The sequence below is a fragment of the Bradyrhizobium sp. SZCCHNRI3052 genome (assembly GCF_032484895.1).
Taxonomy (GTDB): Bacteria; Pseudomonadota; Alphaproteobacteria; order Rhizobiales; family Xanthobacteraceae; genus Bradyrhizobium.
The window spans coordinates 154,235-169,652 of record NZ_JAUETW010000001.1; the positions used below are offsets into that span (position 1 = coordinate 154,235).

At 65.3% G+C, this 15,418-nt stretch carries 14 protein-coding genes; 11 read left to right on the top strand and 3 right to left on the bottom strand.

The window, feature by feature from the left end:
• Positions 1-17 precede the first annotated feature (17 nt).
• Positions 18-1,175, bottom strand: coding sequence for a DUF2865 domain-containing protein (locus QW887_RS00740; protein WP_316188410.1), 1,158 nt, complete (start codon positions 1,173-1,175; stop codon positions 18-20).
• A 153-nt stretch (positions 1,176-1,328) separates the two neighbouring features.
• Positions 1,329-1,637: a hypothetical protein gene (locus QW887_RS00745; RefSeq protein ID WP_315714511.1), complete on the bottom strand. Its 309-nt coding sequence runs from the start codon at positions 1,635-1,637 to the stop codon at positions 1,329-1,331.
• 389 nt (positions 1,638-2,026) lie between these two features.
• On the opposite strand from QW887_RS00745, the gene cysS reads away from it, so the two are divergent.
• From cysS to QW887_RS00765, 4 genes are all read left to right on the top strand, one after another.
• The gene (cysS, locus tag QW887_RS00750) at positions 2,027-3,436 is read left to right on the top strand and encodes a cysteine--tRNA ligase (RefSeq protein WP_316171227.1); all 1,410 of its coding nucleotides are present in this window, start codon (positions 2,027-2,029) and stop codon (positions 3,434-3,436) included.
• 113 nt (positions 3,437-3,549) lie between these two features.
• Complete coding sequence (locus QW887_RS00755; RefSeq protein WP_315714508.1) at positions 3,550-4,053, top strand: GNAT family N-acetyltransferase; 504 nt, start codon at positions 3,550-3,552, stop codon at positions 4,051-4,053.
• Entirely contained in the window at positions 4,050-5,663 is a 1,614-nt protein-coding gene (cimA, locus tag QW887_RS00760; RefSeq protein WP_315714507.1) for a citramalate synthase, read from the top strand. The genes QW887_RS00755 and cimA overlap by 4 nt, the downstream gene beginning before the upstream one ends.
• A gap of 115 nt (positions 5,664-5,778) precedes the next feature.
• On the top strand, positions 5,779-6,156 hold the full coding sequence (locus QW887_RS00765; protein WP_315714506.1) for a VOC family protein: 378 nt from the start codon (positions 5,779-5,781) through the stop codon (positions 6,154-6,156).
• Between the two features lie 4 nt (positions 6,157-6,160).
• Here the strand turns inward: QW887_RS00765 and QW887_RS00770 are convergent, their stop codons facing one another.
• Positions 6,161-6,763 (bottom strand): TIGR00730 family Rossman fold protein, encoded by a 603-nt coding sequence (locus tag QW887_RS00770; RefSeq protein ID WP_315749687.1) that lies wholly within the window; start codon positions 6,761-6,763, stop codon positions 6,161-6,163.
• 244 nt (positions 6,764-7,007) lie between these two features.
• On the opposite strand from QW887_RS00770, the gene QW887_RS00775 reads away from it, so the two are divergent.
• The 7 genes from QW887_RS00775 to QW887_RS00805 all read left to right on the top strand — a co-directional run bounded on the left by QW887_RS00775 (position 7,008) and on the right by QW887_RS00805 (position 15,388).
• Positions 7,008-8,978 carry an ABC transporter ATP-binding protein/permease gene (locus tag QW887_RS00775; protein ID WP_315749689.1) on the top strand — a complete coding sequence of 657 codons (1,971 nt, stop codon included), beginning with the start codon at positions 7,008-7,010 and terminating at the stop codon, positions 8,976-8,978.
• A 93-nt stretch (positions 8,979-9,071) separates the two neighbouring features.
• Positions 9,072-9,806, top strand: a complete 735-nt coding sequence (locus QW887_RS00780) for a phosphatidylserine decarboxylase (protein WP_315714965.1) — start codon at positions 9,072-9,074, stop codon at positions 9,804-9,806.
• Positions 9,807-9,893: 87 nt separating this feature from the next.
• Entirely contained in the window at positions 9,894-10,784 is an 891-nt protein-coding gene (locus tag QW887_RS00785; protein WP_315714503.1) for a phosphatidylcholine/phosphatidylserine synthase, read from the top strand.
• 109 nt (positions 10,785-10,893) lie between these two features.
• Positions 10,894-11,613 (top strand): RraA family protein, encoded by a 720-nt coding sequence (locus QW887_RS00790; protein WP_315749691.1) that lies wholly within the window; start codon positions 10,894-10,896, stop codon positions 11,611-11,613.
• A gap of 289 nt (positions 11,614-11,902) precedes the next feature.
• A complete protein-coding gene (locus QW887_RS00795; RefSeq protein WP_315749693.1) occupies positions 11,903-14,092 on the top strand; it encodes a hybrid sensor histidine kinase/response regulator in 2,190 nt (729 codons plus the stop codon).
• Positions 14,089-14,451 (top strand): Hpt domain-containing protein, encoded by a 363-nt coding sequence (locus tag QW887_RS00800; protein ID WP_315749694.1) that lies wholly within the window; start codon positions 14,089-14,091, stop codon positions 14,449-14,451. The genes QW887_RS00795 and QW887_RS00800 overlap by 4 nt, the downstream gene beginning before the upstream one ends.
• A gap of 163 nt (positions 14,452-14,614) precedes the next feature.
• Positions 14,615-15,388 carry a motility protein A gene (locus QW887_RS00805; RefSeq protein ID WP_315714499.1) on the top strand — a complete coding sequence of 258 codons (774 nt, stop codon included), beginning with the start codon at positions 14,615-14,617 and terminating at the stop codon, positions 15,386-15,388.
• Positions 15,389-15,418: the final 30 nt, after the last annotated feature.

A 15,418-nucleotide genomic window follows, 5' to 3' on the forward strand; every position in this document is an offset into this window, starting at 1 on the left:
TGGCCCGGCGATCTCGCTCAACGCGCGGGAATGAAGGTCGGTCCCACCGTGCGGATCTGCTTGTCGCCACCGGCGCCCGTCGTGGTGTCCGCGGTCGCGGGCGCTGCGGCATCGGCCGGCGTGGCGCCTTTGCGGGCGGCGTTCGCCGGCGGCTTGCCGGTCTGGCGCTGCTGCATCCGCTTGGCGCTCTCCTCGGTGACGATGATGTCGCCCTGCTCGGCGGCTGTGGCCCGGTCGTCGATCGATTTCAGCGCATCGGCCCAGGTTTGGCCGGGCGCCTTGCAGGAACAGCTCGGGTTGAACTCGGTGCGATACTTGAAGGCGTTCGGCAGCGCGGTGTAGGGCTGGCCATTGACCGAGACCGCCTGGTTCATGTCCTCGCCGGGATTGCGATAGGTGAACAGCGTCGCGTCGGCGGCGGGGCATTGCGCCTTGCAGGCGCGCTCGTCGTCGGCGAAGCGGCCGGGAACGGTGGCAAACGAGATCGGGAAATAGGCGCCGTCGCAGCTACGCACGCACACGGTCCGGTAGGTGCCCTGCGGCGCCGCGAGATCGGCGCTCGGCGGCGGCAGCGATGCGGCGGGATTGCTGTCGGCACCGCCGCCGAACAGGCTGGTCAGGAAGTTGCCGCCGCCGCCGCCGCGATTGGCGTTAGCGTACTGCTGATATTGCGGGCCGCAATTGTTCTGGCCGAGGGCTGCCAGCACCGAGCGGCGCTGGTTGTCGCGCTCGCCGCCGAACCCGCCGCCACGGAGCCGCTCCAGGCTGCTCATGATCTGGTCCAGGTTGGACCGCATCTGCTGGATCTGGTTGTTCACCGGGGCGCATTCGGCCGAGCGGCCGTTGAAGATCGAGAAGAAGCCCGGGCTGTCGCAGCCCATGCGCTTGGCCTGCATGCTGACGCGGTCGAGCTCGCCTTGCTGCTTGGCGGCAGCATCCTGATAGCGCCGGATCTGGTCCTCACGCGCGGGATCGCCGCCACCGCGATCGATCGAGGCGAGCTGCGCCTCCAGGCGCGGACAGATCGGATTGACGCCGGCCTGCGGTCCGGGCGGGCCCGGCGGCATCTGCGCATAGGATTCGGAGCTGGATTGCGCCAGGGCGTGCGAGCCGGTCAGGGTCAGTCCGAGCAGCGCAGACACGGCCAGCAGGCGCGGAGACAGGGATGCGATCAAGATGCGGTATTCCGGTCCATGGGTGCAGCCGCGGGACTAGCACAGAATTCGGAAAAATCGCGGCAGCGGCGGGCATGCCATAGCCGCTTTGTCGGGCATCGTCACGTCGTTTCCAGGGCGCCGGGGTGGCGGGAACCGCCGTTCCCGGCCGTCTCAGCGCTGGCAGGTGATCGCGACAAAGTCGCTGCAGCCGCCACGGGCGCAGTTTGCGCCGGCTTTCGGCACCGATCCGGTGATTTCATCGGGGTCGACGCGGCGATAGGAGGAGGCCTGTGCAAAATCCCGTGATTGGCAGTACGACCGCGCGGCCGAGGCGCCGCATCGGTCGCCCTTGGCGAGGCACTGGTCGACGCCGTAGCCGTCGGCTTCGTTGGCGATGATGAAGATGCGGCTCTCCGCCGTGGCGGTGGTCGCGGCGGCGAGGAGAACACAGCAGGCGAGCAGCGCCGGGGAGATTCGCATGGTGCACCGGTGGGTGTAGGAGACAACTCATGGTTAGGCCCAAAAGCTTAAAAATGATTAACCATGAGGCGGGGCGCGAGCATTTGGGCAGTGAAAACGGCCGTTTTGCGGCTCTTGACGGAGACAGTCTGCTGCAGCATGGTGAGTTTCATGAACGGTTTCCTCGCCATCTGCTGCATTTGCCGCGAGATTACGCGCTAGCGATTCGCTGGCTGAGGCCGTCTTTTCTCAACAGAGATGATCAGGACGCCCGGCCGGCAGGTCGGAAGTGTGATTCGTGCCGTGGCGGCCCGCTCGCGGGCGGTCGTGCGGCGTAGGACACCCGTTTCGCTTCGTCATGGACTGTCGGTCCGGCGGGGCGGTGAGCACAGGGCATTCGGGGACGGACCATGGACTTGCGTTTGTACGACACCGCGTCGCGGGAGAAGCGCCCCTTCGTGCCGCTCGATCCCAACAATGTCCGCATGTATGTCTGCGGACCGACGGTCTACGACTTCGCCCATATCGGCAATGCGCGGCCCGTGATCGTCTTCGACGTGCTGTTCCGGCTGCTGCGGCATCTCTATGGCAAGGATCACGTCACTTATGTCCGCAACATCACGGACGTCGACGACAAGATCAACGCCCGCGCCGCGCGCGACTTTCCCGGGCTGCCGCTGAACGAGGCGATCCGGAAGGTGACGGAGCTGACGGCCAATCAGTTCCGCAGCGACGCGGCTGCGCTCGGCAGCCTGCCGCCGACCTTCGAGCCACGCGCCACCGAGTTCGTGCTGCCGCGCCCTGATGGCAAGGCGGATATGGTGAGCCTGATCAAGCAACTGATCGCGCGTGGCCACGCCTATGAGGCGGGCGGCGAGGTGTTGTTCGACACCCGGTCGATGCCGGACTACGGCGCGCTGTCGGGCCGCAGGCTCGACGAGCAACTCGCCGGCGCGCGCGTGGCCGTCGATGCGCACAAGAAGAATCCTGCCGACTTCGTGCTGTGGAAGCAGTCGTCGGAGGACGAGCCGGGCTGGGACAGCCCGTGGGGCCGCGGCCGGCCGGGCTGGCACATCGAGTGCTCGGCGATGAGCGCAGCCTATCTCGGCGAGGTCTTCGACATCCATGGCGGCGGACTCGATCTGATCTTCCCGCATCATGAGAACGAGATCGCGCAGTCGCGCTGCGCGCACGGCACGTCGGTGATGGCGAACTACTGGCTGCACAATGAGTTCGTCCAGGTCGAGGGCGCGAAGATGTCGAAGAGCCTCGGCAATTTCGTCACCATCCGCGACCTGCTGGCGGACTGGCCTGGCGAGGTGCTGCGCCTCAACATGCTCAAGATGCATTATCGCTCGCCGGCCGATTGGACCGTCAAGGGCCTGGAGGAGAGCGCGAAGACGCTCGACGACTGGTATCGCGTCGTGGCCGATGCGCCGGGTGAGCAGCCGGGGCCCGAGATCATCGCCGCCCTCGTCGACGACCTCAACACGCCGCTGATGATCGCAGAGCTGCACGCGTTGCGGAGCCGTGCGGCGTCCGGCGGCGAGACGGACCGCGCGGCCTTTGCCGGCTCGCTCCGCTTTGCGGGCTTCCTGTCGGACACAGTCGCGCGATGGGAAGCGCGAAAGCAGCAGGCCAAAGGCGTCGACGCCGCCAAGGTCGAAAGCCTGATCGCCGAGCGTACCGCGGCCCGGGCGCGCAAGGACTTCAAGGAGTCCGATCGCCTCCGCGACGCACTCGCCGCGATGGGTATCGTATTGAAGGACGGCAAGGGCGCCGACGGCAAGCCGGTCACGACCTGGGAGATTGCGCGATGAGCAAGCCCGACACGCCGTTTCCGCGGCACTGGCTGTACTACATCCTGCTCAAGCTGGTGCTGATCGCGGGCGCAGTGGCGCTGGTCACGAAACTCTACGGCATGTGGTGACGCATGGGACAGGCTCTCCCGAGGCCCGCGCTGCGGCCGTTTCTTCCCGCTGATGCGCCGGTGCTGGCCGCGATCTTCGTCGCCAGCATCCAGCAATTGACCGGTGATGACTACAGCGAGGAGCAGCAGGAGGCCTGGGCGTCCGCTGCTGAGGATGAGACGGGTTTTGGCAAGAGGCTGGCATCCGAGCTCACCTTGATTGCGACCCTGCAGGGCTCGCCGGTCGGCTTCGCCGCGCTGAAGGGCAACGATCACATCGACATGCTCTATGTCCATCCGAATGCGGCCGGGCAGGGCGTCGGCGCCCTGCTGTGCGACGCGCTGGAAAAGCTGGCGGGCGCGCGCGGCACGACCGGTCTGTCGGTCGACGCCAGCGACACGGCGGTCGAATTCTTCCGCAAGCGCGGCTACGTCGCGCAGCAGCGCAATAGCGTCTCCATCAATGGCGAGTGGCTCGCCAACACTACGATGAAGAAGACGCTCGGCTCCGGGGGAGCGCAGGCATGAGCAGGGCAGGCACAAGCAGGGAACGGCTTTATCTGTTCGACACCACCCTGCGCGATGGCGCGCAGACCAACGGTGTCGATTTCACGCTGGCCGACAAGCAGGCGATCGCGCGCATGCTCGACGATCTCGGCATCGACTATGTCGAGGGCGGCTATCCCGGCGCCAACCCGCTCGACACCGAGTTCTTCGCCGCCAAGCCCAAGCTCGGCCATGCCCGCTTCACCGCCTTCGGGATGACGCGCCGGGCGGGACGCTCGGTGTCCAACGATCCGGGCGTGGCGGCGCTGCTGGAGGCCGAGGCGGACGCGATCTGCTTCGTCGCGAAGTCATCCGCCTACCAGGTCCGCGTCGCGCTGGAGACCACCAACGAGGAGAATCTCGCCTCGATCCGCGACAGCGTGACCGCCGCGAAGGCTGCGGGGCGCGAGGTGATGCTCGACTGCGAGCATTTCTTCGACGGCTACAAGGAGAATGCGGAGTTCGCGCTGGCCTGCACCCGCGCGGCCTATGAGGCCGGCGCGCGCTGGGTCGTGCTGTGCGACACCAATGGCGGCACCATGCCGCACGAGATCGAGGTGATCGTCGGCGAGGTCGCCAAGCATGTGCCGGGCGATCATCTCGGCATCCACGCCCATAACGATACCGAGCAGGCGGTGGCGAACTCGCTTGCCGCGGTCCGCGCTGGCGTGCGGCAGATCCAGGGCACCTTGAACGGACTCGGCGAGCGCTGCGGCAATGCCAATCTGTGCTCACTGATCCCGACCTTGAAGCTGAAGACGGAGTTCTCGGATCGGTTCGAGATCGCCGTATCGGACCGGCAGCTCGCCGGCCTGATGAAGGTCTCGCGCACGCTCGACGACATGCTGAACCGTGCGCCGAACCGGCACGCGCCTTATGTCGGCGAGAGCGCCTTCGTCACCAAGACCGGTATTCATGCGTCGGCCGTGCTGAAGGATCCGCAGACCTATGAGCACGTCCTGCCCGAGCGCGTCGGCAATCATCGCAAGGTGCTGGTCTCCGACCAGGCCGGACGATCCAACGTCATTGCGGCGCTGGAGCGTGGCGGCATTCCCTTCAGCAAGAGCGATCCTAAGCTGACGCGCCTCGTCGAGGAACTGAAGGAGCGCGAGGCCGCGGGCTACGCCTACGAGTCCGCCGACGCCTCGTTCGAGTTGCTGGCGCGGCGTACGCTGGGCTCGGTGCCGGAGTATTTCCGGGTCGAGCAGTTCGACGTCAATGTCGAGCAGCGCTACAACGCGCTCGGTGAACGCGTCACGGTGGCGCTGGCCGTGGTCAAGGTGGACGTCGCTGGCGAGCGGCTGATCTCGGCGGCGGAAGGCAACGGCCCGGTCAATGCGCTCGACGTCGCCTTGCGCAAGGATCTCGGCAAGTACCAGGGCTTCATCGACGGCCTCAAGCTGATCGACTACCGCGTCCGTATCCTCAATGGCGGCACCGAGGCGGTCACGCGCGTGCTGATCGAGAGCGAGGACGAAAAGGGGGAGCGCTGGACCACGGTCGGCGTGTCACCCAACATCATCGACGCCTCGTTCCAGGCGCTGATGGACTCGGTATTCTACAAGCTGGTGAAGTCCGGCGCGAAAGGGTGAGATGATGCATCCGTCATTGCGAGCGAAGCGAAGCAATCCGGGGCTGAATGCGCGATTCTGGATTGCTTCGTCGCTTCGCTCCTCGCATTGACCTGGAGAGGCCAGGAGCAAACGCATGATCGACCACGTCTCCGTCGGTGTCAGCGATCTCGTCCGCAGCGCGCGGTTCTATGAGCGTGCGCTGGCGCCGCTCGGGCTGACGCGGCTGATCGAGCGCCCCACGACCATCGGCTTCGGCAAGGCCTATCCGGAATTCTGGATCAATCTACGCCCCGCCATGGCGCGCGTGCCGGCCGACACCGGCTCTCATGTGGGCCTGCGAGCCAGGAGCATGGCGGAGGTCGATGCGTTTCACGCGGCAGCGTTGGAGGCGGGCGGAGTTTCCGACGGTGCGCCAGGACTGCGGCCGCATGATCGCGTGCGCTATTATGCGGCCTTTGTGCTTGATCCCGATGGCAACCGGATCGAGGCGGTCACATTCCCGAGCGAGTAGGGGCTCAGAGCCGTTTGGCGATCTCAGGCGCCATCTCGGTCTCTTCCTTGGCGACGCGGGCGGCGGCCTCGCGCAGGCGCGGCAGGATGTCCTCGACGCGTTCGGCCCTGAGCAGCTCGATCTGGAAGCCGGGGCGGATGAACTCGGTCTCGCGCATGTGCGCGAGCAGCCCGAACAGCGGTTCCCAGAAGCCGTCGATATTGGCCATCAGCACCGGCTTGGCGTGGCGTCCGAGCTGCTTCCAGGTCAGCTGCTCGACGAGCTCCTCGAGCGTGCCGATGCCGCCGGGCAGCGCCACGAACGCGTCGGAGTGCTCGAACATCAGCCGTTTGCGCTCGTGCATGTCGGGCGTGATGATGAGATCCTTGAGCGGCATCATGACTTCCTTCTTCACCAGGAAGTCCGGAATGATTCCGGTGACGTCGCCGCCATGGTCGAGCACGGCCTTGGCAACCGCGCCCATCATGCCGATGGAGCCGCCGCCATAGACGAGCCTGACGCCGTTCTCGGCAAGCGCCTTGCCGAGTGCTTTCGCCGATTCGATGAAGCTGGGATTCGTCCCCGGGCCGGAGCCGCAATAGACGCAAACGGTGCGGATTTCAGTCATTGGATCGGTGTGACACTGCAGTTGAAAGGCGTCAAGACGAGGGCGGAGGACGTGGATTCGCGGGCTTTCACGGATTGATGCAGGCTGAATGGGTCCATTTGTCCGAAAACAAGTATGCAAATACTGCGCCGCGGCAACGGATTCCGTCGACGTACCGGTGCATCCGGTGCCCGGACACTCTATATGACGCAGGCAACGCCCGGCATCACAACATGCCAAAACACTCGCTGCTCCAGAACGTTTGATGCCGCCCGATTCCTCCTCCGAACCAGCCGCCAACCAGCCTTCGTCCCTCGAGCAGGGAACGCTGGCCGGCACGCTGCGCCACTTGTGGCCCTTCATCTGGCCGAGCGATCGCGCCGACCTGAAGATGCGCGTGCTATGGTCGGTGGTGCTGCTGATCGCGGCCAAGGTCGCGACGCTGGTCCTGCCCTTCACCTTCAAATGGGCGATCGACGCGTTGACCGGCGCCAACACCGCGCCGATCGCGCCCGATAACTGGGCGTTCTGGCTGGTGGCCTCGCCGATCGTCATGACGGCAAGCTACGGCGGGATTCGGGTGCTGATGGCGGTGCTGACGCAGTGGCGCGACGGTATTTTTGCCCGCGTCGCCATGCATGCCGTGCGCAAGCTCGCGACCATCACCTTCGTCCACATGCATGAATTATCGCTGCGCTTTCACCTCGAGCGCAAGACCGGCGGCCTGACCCGCGTGCTCGAGCGCGGCCGCAACGCGATCGAGACCATCGTGCGCATGGTGATCCTGCAGCTGATCCCGACCATCGTCGAGGTCTCGCTGCTGACGGCGGTGCTGCTGTGGCAGTTCGACTGGCGCTACGTTCTGGTCACGCTCACCATGGTCGCGGCCTATCTCTACTACACCTACATTGCGACCGAGTGGCGCATCGAGATCCGGCGCCGCATGAACGACTCGGATACGGATGCCAATACCAAGGCCATCGACTCGCTGCTCAACTACGAGACAGTGAAGTATTTCGGCGCCGAGGCGCGGGAGGCCGAGCGTTACGACCGTTCCATGGAGCGCTACGAGCGGGCCAGCGTGAAGACCTATACCTCGCTCGCGGTGCTCAACGCCGGGCAGGCCGTGATCTTCACGATCGGGCTGACGGTGGCCATGCTGATGTGCGCCCAGGGCGTGCGTCAGGGACGCAACACGGTCGGCGACTTCGTCATGATCAACAGCATGATGATCCAGCTCTACCAGCCGCTGAACTTCATGGGCATGGTCTATCGCGAGATCAAGCAGGCGATCATCGACATCGAGAAGATGTTCGGCGTGCTCACGCGCGATGCCGAGGTGAAGGACGCGGCCGGAGCGACGCCTTTGGTGGTCACCTCGGGCAATGTCCGCTTCGACGATGTCCGCTTCGCCTATGAGCCGGAGCGGCCGATCCTGCAGGGGCTGAGCTTCGAGGTGCCGGCGGGCAAGACGGTCGCGATCGTGGGGCCGTCCGGTGCTGGCAAGTCGACCATCTCGCGGCTGCTGTTTCGGCTCTACGACGTCTCCGGCGGACGCATCTTGATCGACGGCCAGGACATCCGCGACGTTACCCAGGTGTCGCTGCGCGCCCAGATCGGGATGGTCCCGCAGGATACCGTGCTGTTCAATGACACCATCCGCTACAACATCCGCTACGGACGCTGGGATGCGGACGACGCCGCCGTCGAGGAGGCAGCGAGGCTGGCCCAGATCGACGGTCTGATCCGGATGGCGCCGAAGGGCTACGAGACCCAGGTGGGCGAGCGCGGCCTCAAGCTCTCCGGTGGCGAGAAGCAGCGCGTTGCGATTGCCCGCACCATCCTGAAGGGGCCGCCCATCCTCGTGCTGGACGAGGCGACCTCGGCGCTGGACAGCCATACCGAACACGAGATCCAGGAGGCGCTCGATGGCGTGTCGCGCAATCGTACCTCGCTCGTGATCGCGCACCGGCTTTCGACCATCGTGGCGGCCGACGAGATCATCGTGCTCGACCGGGGGCGAATTGCCGAGCGCGGCACTCATGCCGAGCTGCTGGCCAAAGGCGGGCTGTATGCCGGCATGTGGAACCGGCAGCGCGAGGCCGAGGAGGCGCGCGAAAAACTGGCGCAGATCGGCGACGATGCGGGGGCGCCGAACCGCAATCCGCCGGATCGGAGCGAGCCGGACGCGGCCGGGCCCGATCGGACCGGACAGGTGGCGAGTGCCGCCGAATGATGCCGCGAACCGCCCTGATCTGAACTCAAGAATGCATTAAGGATTCATTTTGACCTTCGCCGGCCATCGACCTAGTCAAGGCGGCGGTCCGCTCTGAGGTCAGAGCGACAACACTCAACGAAGCAGGCCATGTCGATCAGCAATTCCATCCGCGCTCAGATCCCGCCGATCCACCCGGAAGGTTATCCTTTCATCGGGGGATTTGCCCTCGTCAGCCTGATCCTGTTCTGGATATTCACCCCGCTCGGCTGGATCGGCACGCTGCTCACCGTCTGGTGCGCGCTGTTCTTCCGCGACCCGATCCGGGTCACGCCGCAGCGGGAAGGGCTGGTGGTGGCGCCGGCCGACGGGCGCATCTCCATGATCACGCGCGCCCTGCCGCCGGCCGAGCTCGGCCTCGGCGACCGGCCGCTGCTGCGGGTCTCGATCTTCATGAGCGTGTTCAACGTGCATGTGAACCGCAGCCCGGTGGCCGGCCGGATCGAGAAGATCGCCTACCGTCCGGGCGCCTTCATCAATGCCGAGCTCGACAAGGCGAGCGAGGACAACGAGCGCAACTCGCTCGCGATCTCGACGCCGCATGGCCGCATCGGCGTGGTCCAGATCGCAGGCCTCGTGGCGCGCCGGATCGTGTCGTTCGTGCGCGAGGGGCAGACCATTGGGGCTGGCGAGCGCTTCGGCCTGATCCGCTTCGGCTCGCGGCTCGACGTCTATCTCCCCGACGGCACGGAGGTTCTGGTCTCGGAGGGGCAGACGGCCATTGCCGGCGAGACGATCCTGGCCGATTTCGACGTCCCCGTGCCCGGCCTGACGTTCCGGAGCCAGTGAACCGTCGCTGCCCGCTGGTGACCCATTAAGGGGACCTTGAGCTGTGTTCAGGCACAAGGTTCCGGCCAAACCACACGTGGTGTGATCATGAGCTTCGACGTGAACTCTCCCGAACTGCGCCGCCGCCGTTTCCGCCCGATCCCGGTGCGGCTGCTGGTGCCGAACATGATCACCCTGCTGGCGATCTGCGCCGGCCTGACCGCGATCCGGCTGTCGACCGAGGGACGGATGGAGCTCGCGGTCGGCGCCATCGTCTTTGCCGCCTTCCTGGACGGCATCGATGGCCGCATCGCCCGCATGATCAAGGGCCAGTCGAAGTTCGGCGCCGAGCTCGACAGCCTGGCCGATTTCGTCAATTTCGGCGTGGCGCCGGGCCTGATCCTGTATTTCTGGCAGCTCCATGAGCTGCGCGACGGCGGCTGGATCGCCGCCATGATGTACGCCATCAGCGGCGGCCTGCGGCTGGCGCGCTTCAATGCCAGCATCGACGATCCCAACAAGCCGCCCTTCGCCGCCAATTTCTTCACCGGCGTGCCGGCACCGCTCGGCGCCATCACCGTGCTGCTGCCCGTCTATCTGGCGTTCCTGGACCTGCCGAGGCCGCCGGCGCTGGTGACGGCGTTCTACACCCTGCTGATCGCCTTCCTGATGGTGTCGCGGCTGCCGGTGTTCTCCGGCAAGACCACGCGGATGCGTGTCTCGCCCGAACTCGTGCTGCCGGTGTTCGCCTCGGTGGTGTTCTTCGTGGCGCTGCTGGTGGTCTATCCCTGGCACATCCTGTCGGCCGGATCGATCCTCTACATCCTGAGCCTTCCGTTCGGCTGGCGGCTGTATCGGCACCAGGCGGCGCGGCACGCCGCGGTCCTTGGTGCCGCGGCTGCGGCGTCGCACGCCTCGTCTTCATCCACGACGGCTTTTGCGCCGACCGGCGCGCCAGCGGTGGAGCAGGGGCAGCGGCCGCCGGAACGGCTGCACTGAGCGCAGGGCCCAAGACCCGGCGCGCGCTTTGCCGGCTTGGGCGCCTCAGTTATACCGGATGGCCAAGGACGGCCGCGAATGCCGTCCGCATCATCCGGAGAAAACGCCCGTGACAAGCACTGCCGCCGCGCCCCTCGCTGCTTCCGTCCTCGAGGCGCTCGCGCGCTACGATACGCCGACCATCTGCAACGCGATGGAGATCGTGGCGCCCGAGCGGCGCCTGATCGGCTACACGACCAAGCCGCTGGTGTGTCCGTTCCCCGATCTGCCGCCCATGGTCGGCTACGCGCGGACGGCGACGATCCGGTCCGTCGTCAAATCGGGATTGCCGGCGGAGGAGCAGGCGAGGCGACGCACCGACTACTACGAATATGCCGGCACCGGTCATGGTCCCCGCATCGTCGTGATCCAGGATATCGACGGCCCCGACATCGGCTACGGCGCATTCTGGGGTGAGGTACAGAGCAACGTCCACAAGGCGCTCGGCTGCCTCGGCGTGATCACCGATGGATCGATCCGCGACATCCCGCAATGGGCTGCCGGCTTCCAGGCACTGGCGGGCTCGATCGGTCCGTCGCATGCGTGGGTGCATGCCGAGAGCTTCGGCGGCGAGGTCCGCGTCGCCGGGATGACCGTGCGCTCGGACGACCTGATCCACTCCGATCGCCATGGTGCGATCGTCATCCCCGCCGACATCGCGGCGAAGCTTCCCGAGGCGGCCGAGTTGTGCGCGCGCCGTGAAACGCCGATCCTGGAGATCGCGCGGTCTGCGGATTTCTCGCTCGAGAAGCTCAAGGCCGCCTTGAAGCGGTCGGCGGAGATTCATTGAGCGTCGCTTCGCTCCGGTCCCAATGGGCGAGCCGTACCGCGCGGCGGTGCGGCCCGCCGGCCTTGCGCAGGGCGCTCGCCGAACTGCGACGCTGCAACCGCATCCGGATGACTACGGGGTGACGGCTGACCCTCCGCCGAAAATATCGCACACGGTGACGAATTACCCGCAAACAGGCCGGAATTCGCCGAAGGTTGAGCGGCCGTCGCTCGTTGAGAAGATTTTATCCATCAAGCTTTACCTGATGGCTAGCCTGTCCCGATAGGCATGTCGCCCGAGGGCGAAGGACATGCGCAGGCTGATATCGAAATCCGGGCCGTTGTTCGGGCGGCTCGACCGGACCGTCGACAAGATGGTTCGGCTGATCGGACATTTCGGCAGCGCCGCGATCGGCCTCTCGGCGATCGCCCTGGTGTGGGCCGGCATCTTCTACACCATCTCTGAAGAGTATACGCGCACCGAGCAGTCGGCGCTTAAGAACGGCGCCAATCTGGCCCGCGCGTTCGAGGAGCAGATCATCCGCTCGATCCGCGCGGCAGATCAGACCTTGCTCTACGTCCGCGACTCCTATGCCAGGGACCCGCACAACTTCGACATGTCGCTATGGTCGAAGAACAGCCAGTTCCTGTCCGACTTCTCGTTTCAGGTCGTCGTGATCGGCAAGGACGGCATCATGCTGTCAAGCAACATCGATCCGAAGATGCGGGGCCTCGACCTGCGCGACCGCGAGCACTTCCGCGTTCATGTCGACGGCAAGGATGATTTTCTCTTCATCAGCAAGCCGATCTTCGGCCGTGTCTCCAACAAATGGTCGATCCAGTTGACCCGCCGCATCATCATGCCGGACGGTTCGTTCGGCGGCGTCGTGGTGGTCTCGCTCGACCCCGAATATCTGTCGAGCTTCTACAATTCGGTCGATCTCGGCAAGAAGGGCAATGTCACACTGCTCGGTCTCGACGGCATCGTGCGCGCACGGGCCTCTGCGGGTCCAGGGGGCGTCGGATCCTCGCTCGCCGGCAGCCCGGTGATGAGCGCCATTCAGCACAGAAGCAGCGGCTTCTACACCTTCAAAAGTCTGATCGACGGCGTCACGCGCATCTACTCGTTCCAGCGCATCAATGATCTGCCGCTGGTGGTCATCGTCGGTCAGGCCTTCGAGGAGATCTTCAGCGCCTTCAAGCTCAACCGCGATCGTGATCTGCTGGTCGGAGCGTTGCTGACGGTGGTCATCGGCATCATCACGATCCTGATTGCGCGCTATCAGGCGGGGCTTGCCGCCTCGCGTGATGCCGCCGAGGCAGGTACGCGGGCGCGCTCCGAATTCCTGGCGATGATGAGCCATGAGATACGCACGCCGATGAACGGCGTCATCGGCCTTGCCGATCTCTTGCTGTCGGCGGACCTCGCGCCGGAGCAGCGCAAGATCGCGACCACCTTGCGCGAGTCGGCCGACTATCTGTTGCAGCTGCTCAACGACGTCCTCGACTTCTCCAAGCTCGATGCCGATCGTCTGGAGATCGAGCACATCGAGTTCGACCTGCACCGGTCGGTGACGGCGACCGCCGAGCTGCTGGTGTCCCGCGCCAAGGAAAAGGGTCTGCAGCTGACGACCTCGATCGCGCCGGAGGTGCCGAACTACGTGGTCGGCGATCCCGCGCGATTGCGCCAGGTGCTGTTCAACCTGGTCGGCAATGCGCTCAAATTCACCGAATCGGGCGGCGTCCATATCGATGTCCGTGCCGAGAACCTTGCCGGGCCGCACCTGACGCTGGTGTTCTCGATCGCCGATACCGGCGTCGGCATTCCCGCAGACGCCGTCAGCCGGCTGTTCAAGCAGTTCTCGCAGGTCGACAATTCCATCTCGCGCCGCTTTGGCGGCACCGGTCTGGGGCTCGCAATCTGCAAGCGCCTCGTCACCTGCATGGGCGGCGACATCACGGTGCAGAGCAAGGTGGGGGAGGGAAGCACCTTCACCTTCTCGATCCAGGTCCAGACGCAGCCGGACGTCGAGCAGGTGAGCGCGCCCGAGGCGACCATCGTGCCGGTCGGTGAGACGATCGCCGAGGAACGTCCGGGCAGCCTCGAGCCGCTGAAGATCCTCGTTGCCGAGGACAATCTGACCAATCAGTTCGTCATCAAGAAGCTCCTGGACAAGCTCGGTCACCGCTACGACATCGTCGAGAACGGAACCCAGGCGATCGCGGCCGTGCAGAGGCAGGCCTACGATCTCGTGCTGATGGACATGATGATGCCCGAGATGGACGGGCTGACGGCGACGCGGATGATCCGCTCGCTGCCGCCGCCCGCCCAGGACATCTACATTGTTGCCCTGACGGCCAACGCCACCAGCCAGGATCATCTGGCTTGCACGGACGCCGGCATGAACGACTTCGTGACCAAGCCGGTCACGCGCGATCGACTGAATGCCGCTCTGCTTCGCGCGGCCGCTGCCACACACAAGGAAAGGCTTGTCGCATGACCGACTGGGTGCAATTCGACGAATCCGTCTATCAGATCCTGGTCTCCGAGCTCGGCGAAGAGGATGCGCTGGAGGTCCTGCGCACGTTCCTCGACGATACGTCCGGAAAGTTCGGCACGCTTGCGGCCAAGTTCGAGGATCGCCTCGAACTGAGGCGTGAGGCGCATTCGATCAAGAGCTCGTCGGCGACGTTCGGTTTCTCGGCGCTGTCGCGCCTGTCGCGCGAACTCGAGGTGGGATCGGCGACGATGGAGCCGGCGCAGATGCTGGAGATGGTCCACAAGATGCAGCGATCATTCGATCAGTCGGCCGTCTTCGCCGCGGCGAACCTGCTCAAGTCCGGATCCTCAGCCGCTTGAGCGAGTCGGCGTGGTCTGCGGCGCTGCTGTTTACGTTTCATTATGCCTACCGAATTCAGTAACTCGTCCTTAATGGCGGACATCTAGTCTCGTGACATGCGGTCCAGAAGCACCGCGTCGGTCCGGCAGGGTCGTGGTTTGCGTACGCGGGTGGAGTTGACTCATGGATATTATGACGAGTGCGGGGCTCGTGGCTGGCGTGATCGTCATCGCGACGATGATGCTGCTGGGCGGCGATCTCGAGATGTTCGTCAGCGAGCACGCCGCAATCATCATCTTCGGCGGTTCGATCGCAGCCACCATGATTCGCTTCCCGCTGGGCGTCATGCTGCACGGCGTTCCGCTTGGAATGAAGTACGCTTTCACCATGAGCCGCCTGTCGGCCCGCGAGCTCGTCGACGAGCTCGCCCGCATTGCCGAGATCGCGCGCAAGCAGGGCCCGGTCGGCCTGGAAAAGGTCGAGACCGACGAGCCGTTCCTCGCCAAGGGAATCCGCTACGTGGCCGACGGCTACGACCTCGAATTCATCCGCGACAATCTCGAGCGTGACCGCGACAATTTCCTGATGCACCTCGACGAAGGCAGCAAGATCTATCGCGCCATCGGCGACTGCGCACCGGCGTTCGGCATGGTCGGCACGCTGATCGGCATGGTGCAGATGTTCGCCAACATGACCGACCCCTCGAAGCTCGGCCCGTTCATGGCGACCGCGCTGCTCGCGACCCTGTACGGCGCGTTGGTGTCGAACCTGATCTGTCTGCCGATCGCCGACAAGCTGCATGGCAAGCTGCTGGACGAGGAAACCAACCGGACGCTGATCATCGACGGAATCCTGATGATCCGCGACTCCAAGAGCCCCGCCCTGGTCCGCGAAATGCTCCTGGCCTATCTGCCTGAGAAGCATCGCCACGCCGAAGGCGAGCCCGTGCCGGCCTGATCGGCTGCGGCGGGGCGATCCGGGGTGGGG

Coding starts and splice junctions, on each gene's coding strand:
- QW887_RS00805 (WP_315714499.1), top strand. CDS start 14,615: ATGGATATTATGACGAGTGCGGGGCTCGTGGCTGGCGTGATCGTCATC.
- QW887_RS00745 (WP_315714511.1), bottom strand. CDS start 1,637: ATGCGAATCTCCCCGGCGCTGCTCGCCTGCTGTGTTCTCCTCGCCGCC.
- QW887_RS00775 (WP_315749689.1), top strand. CDS start 7,008: ATGCCGCCCGATTCCTCCTCCGAACCAGCCGCCAACCAGCCTTCGTCC.
- cimA (WP_315714507.1), top strand. CDS start 4,050: ATGAGCAGGGCAGGCACAAGCAGGGAACGGCTTTATCTGTTCGACACC.
- QW887_RS00800 (WP_315749694.1), top strand. CDS start 14,089: ATGACCGACTGGGTGCAATTCGACGAATCCGTCTATCAGATCCTGGTC.
- QW887_RS00755 (WP_315714508.1), top strand. CDS start 3,550: ATGGGACAGGCTCTCCCGAGGCCCGCGCTGCGGCCGTTTCTTCCCGCT.
- QW887_RS00770 (WP_315749687.1), bottom strand. CDS start 6,763: ATGACTGAAATCCGCACCGTTTGCGTCTATTGCGGCTCCGGCCCGGGG.
- QW887_RS00765 (WP_315714506.1), top strand. CDS start 5,779: ATGATCGACCACGTCTCCGTCGGTGTCAGCGATCTCGTCCGCAGCGCG.
- QW887_RS00795 (WP_315749693.1), top strand. CDS start 11,903: ATGCGCAGGCTGATATCGAAATCCGGGCCGTTGTTCGGGCGGCTCGAC.
- cysS (WP_316171227.1), top strand. CDS start 2,027: ATGGACTTGCGTTTGTACGACACCGCGTCGCGGGAGAAGCGCCCCTTC.
- QW887_RS00785 (WP_315714503.1), top strand. CDS start 9,894: ATGAGCTTCGACGTGAACTCTCCCGAACTGCGCCGCCGCCGTTTCCGC.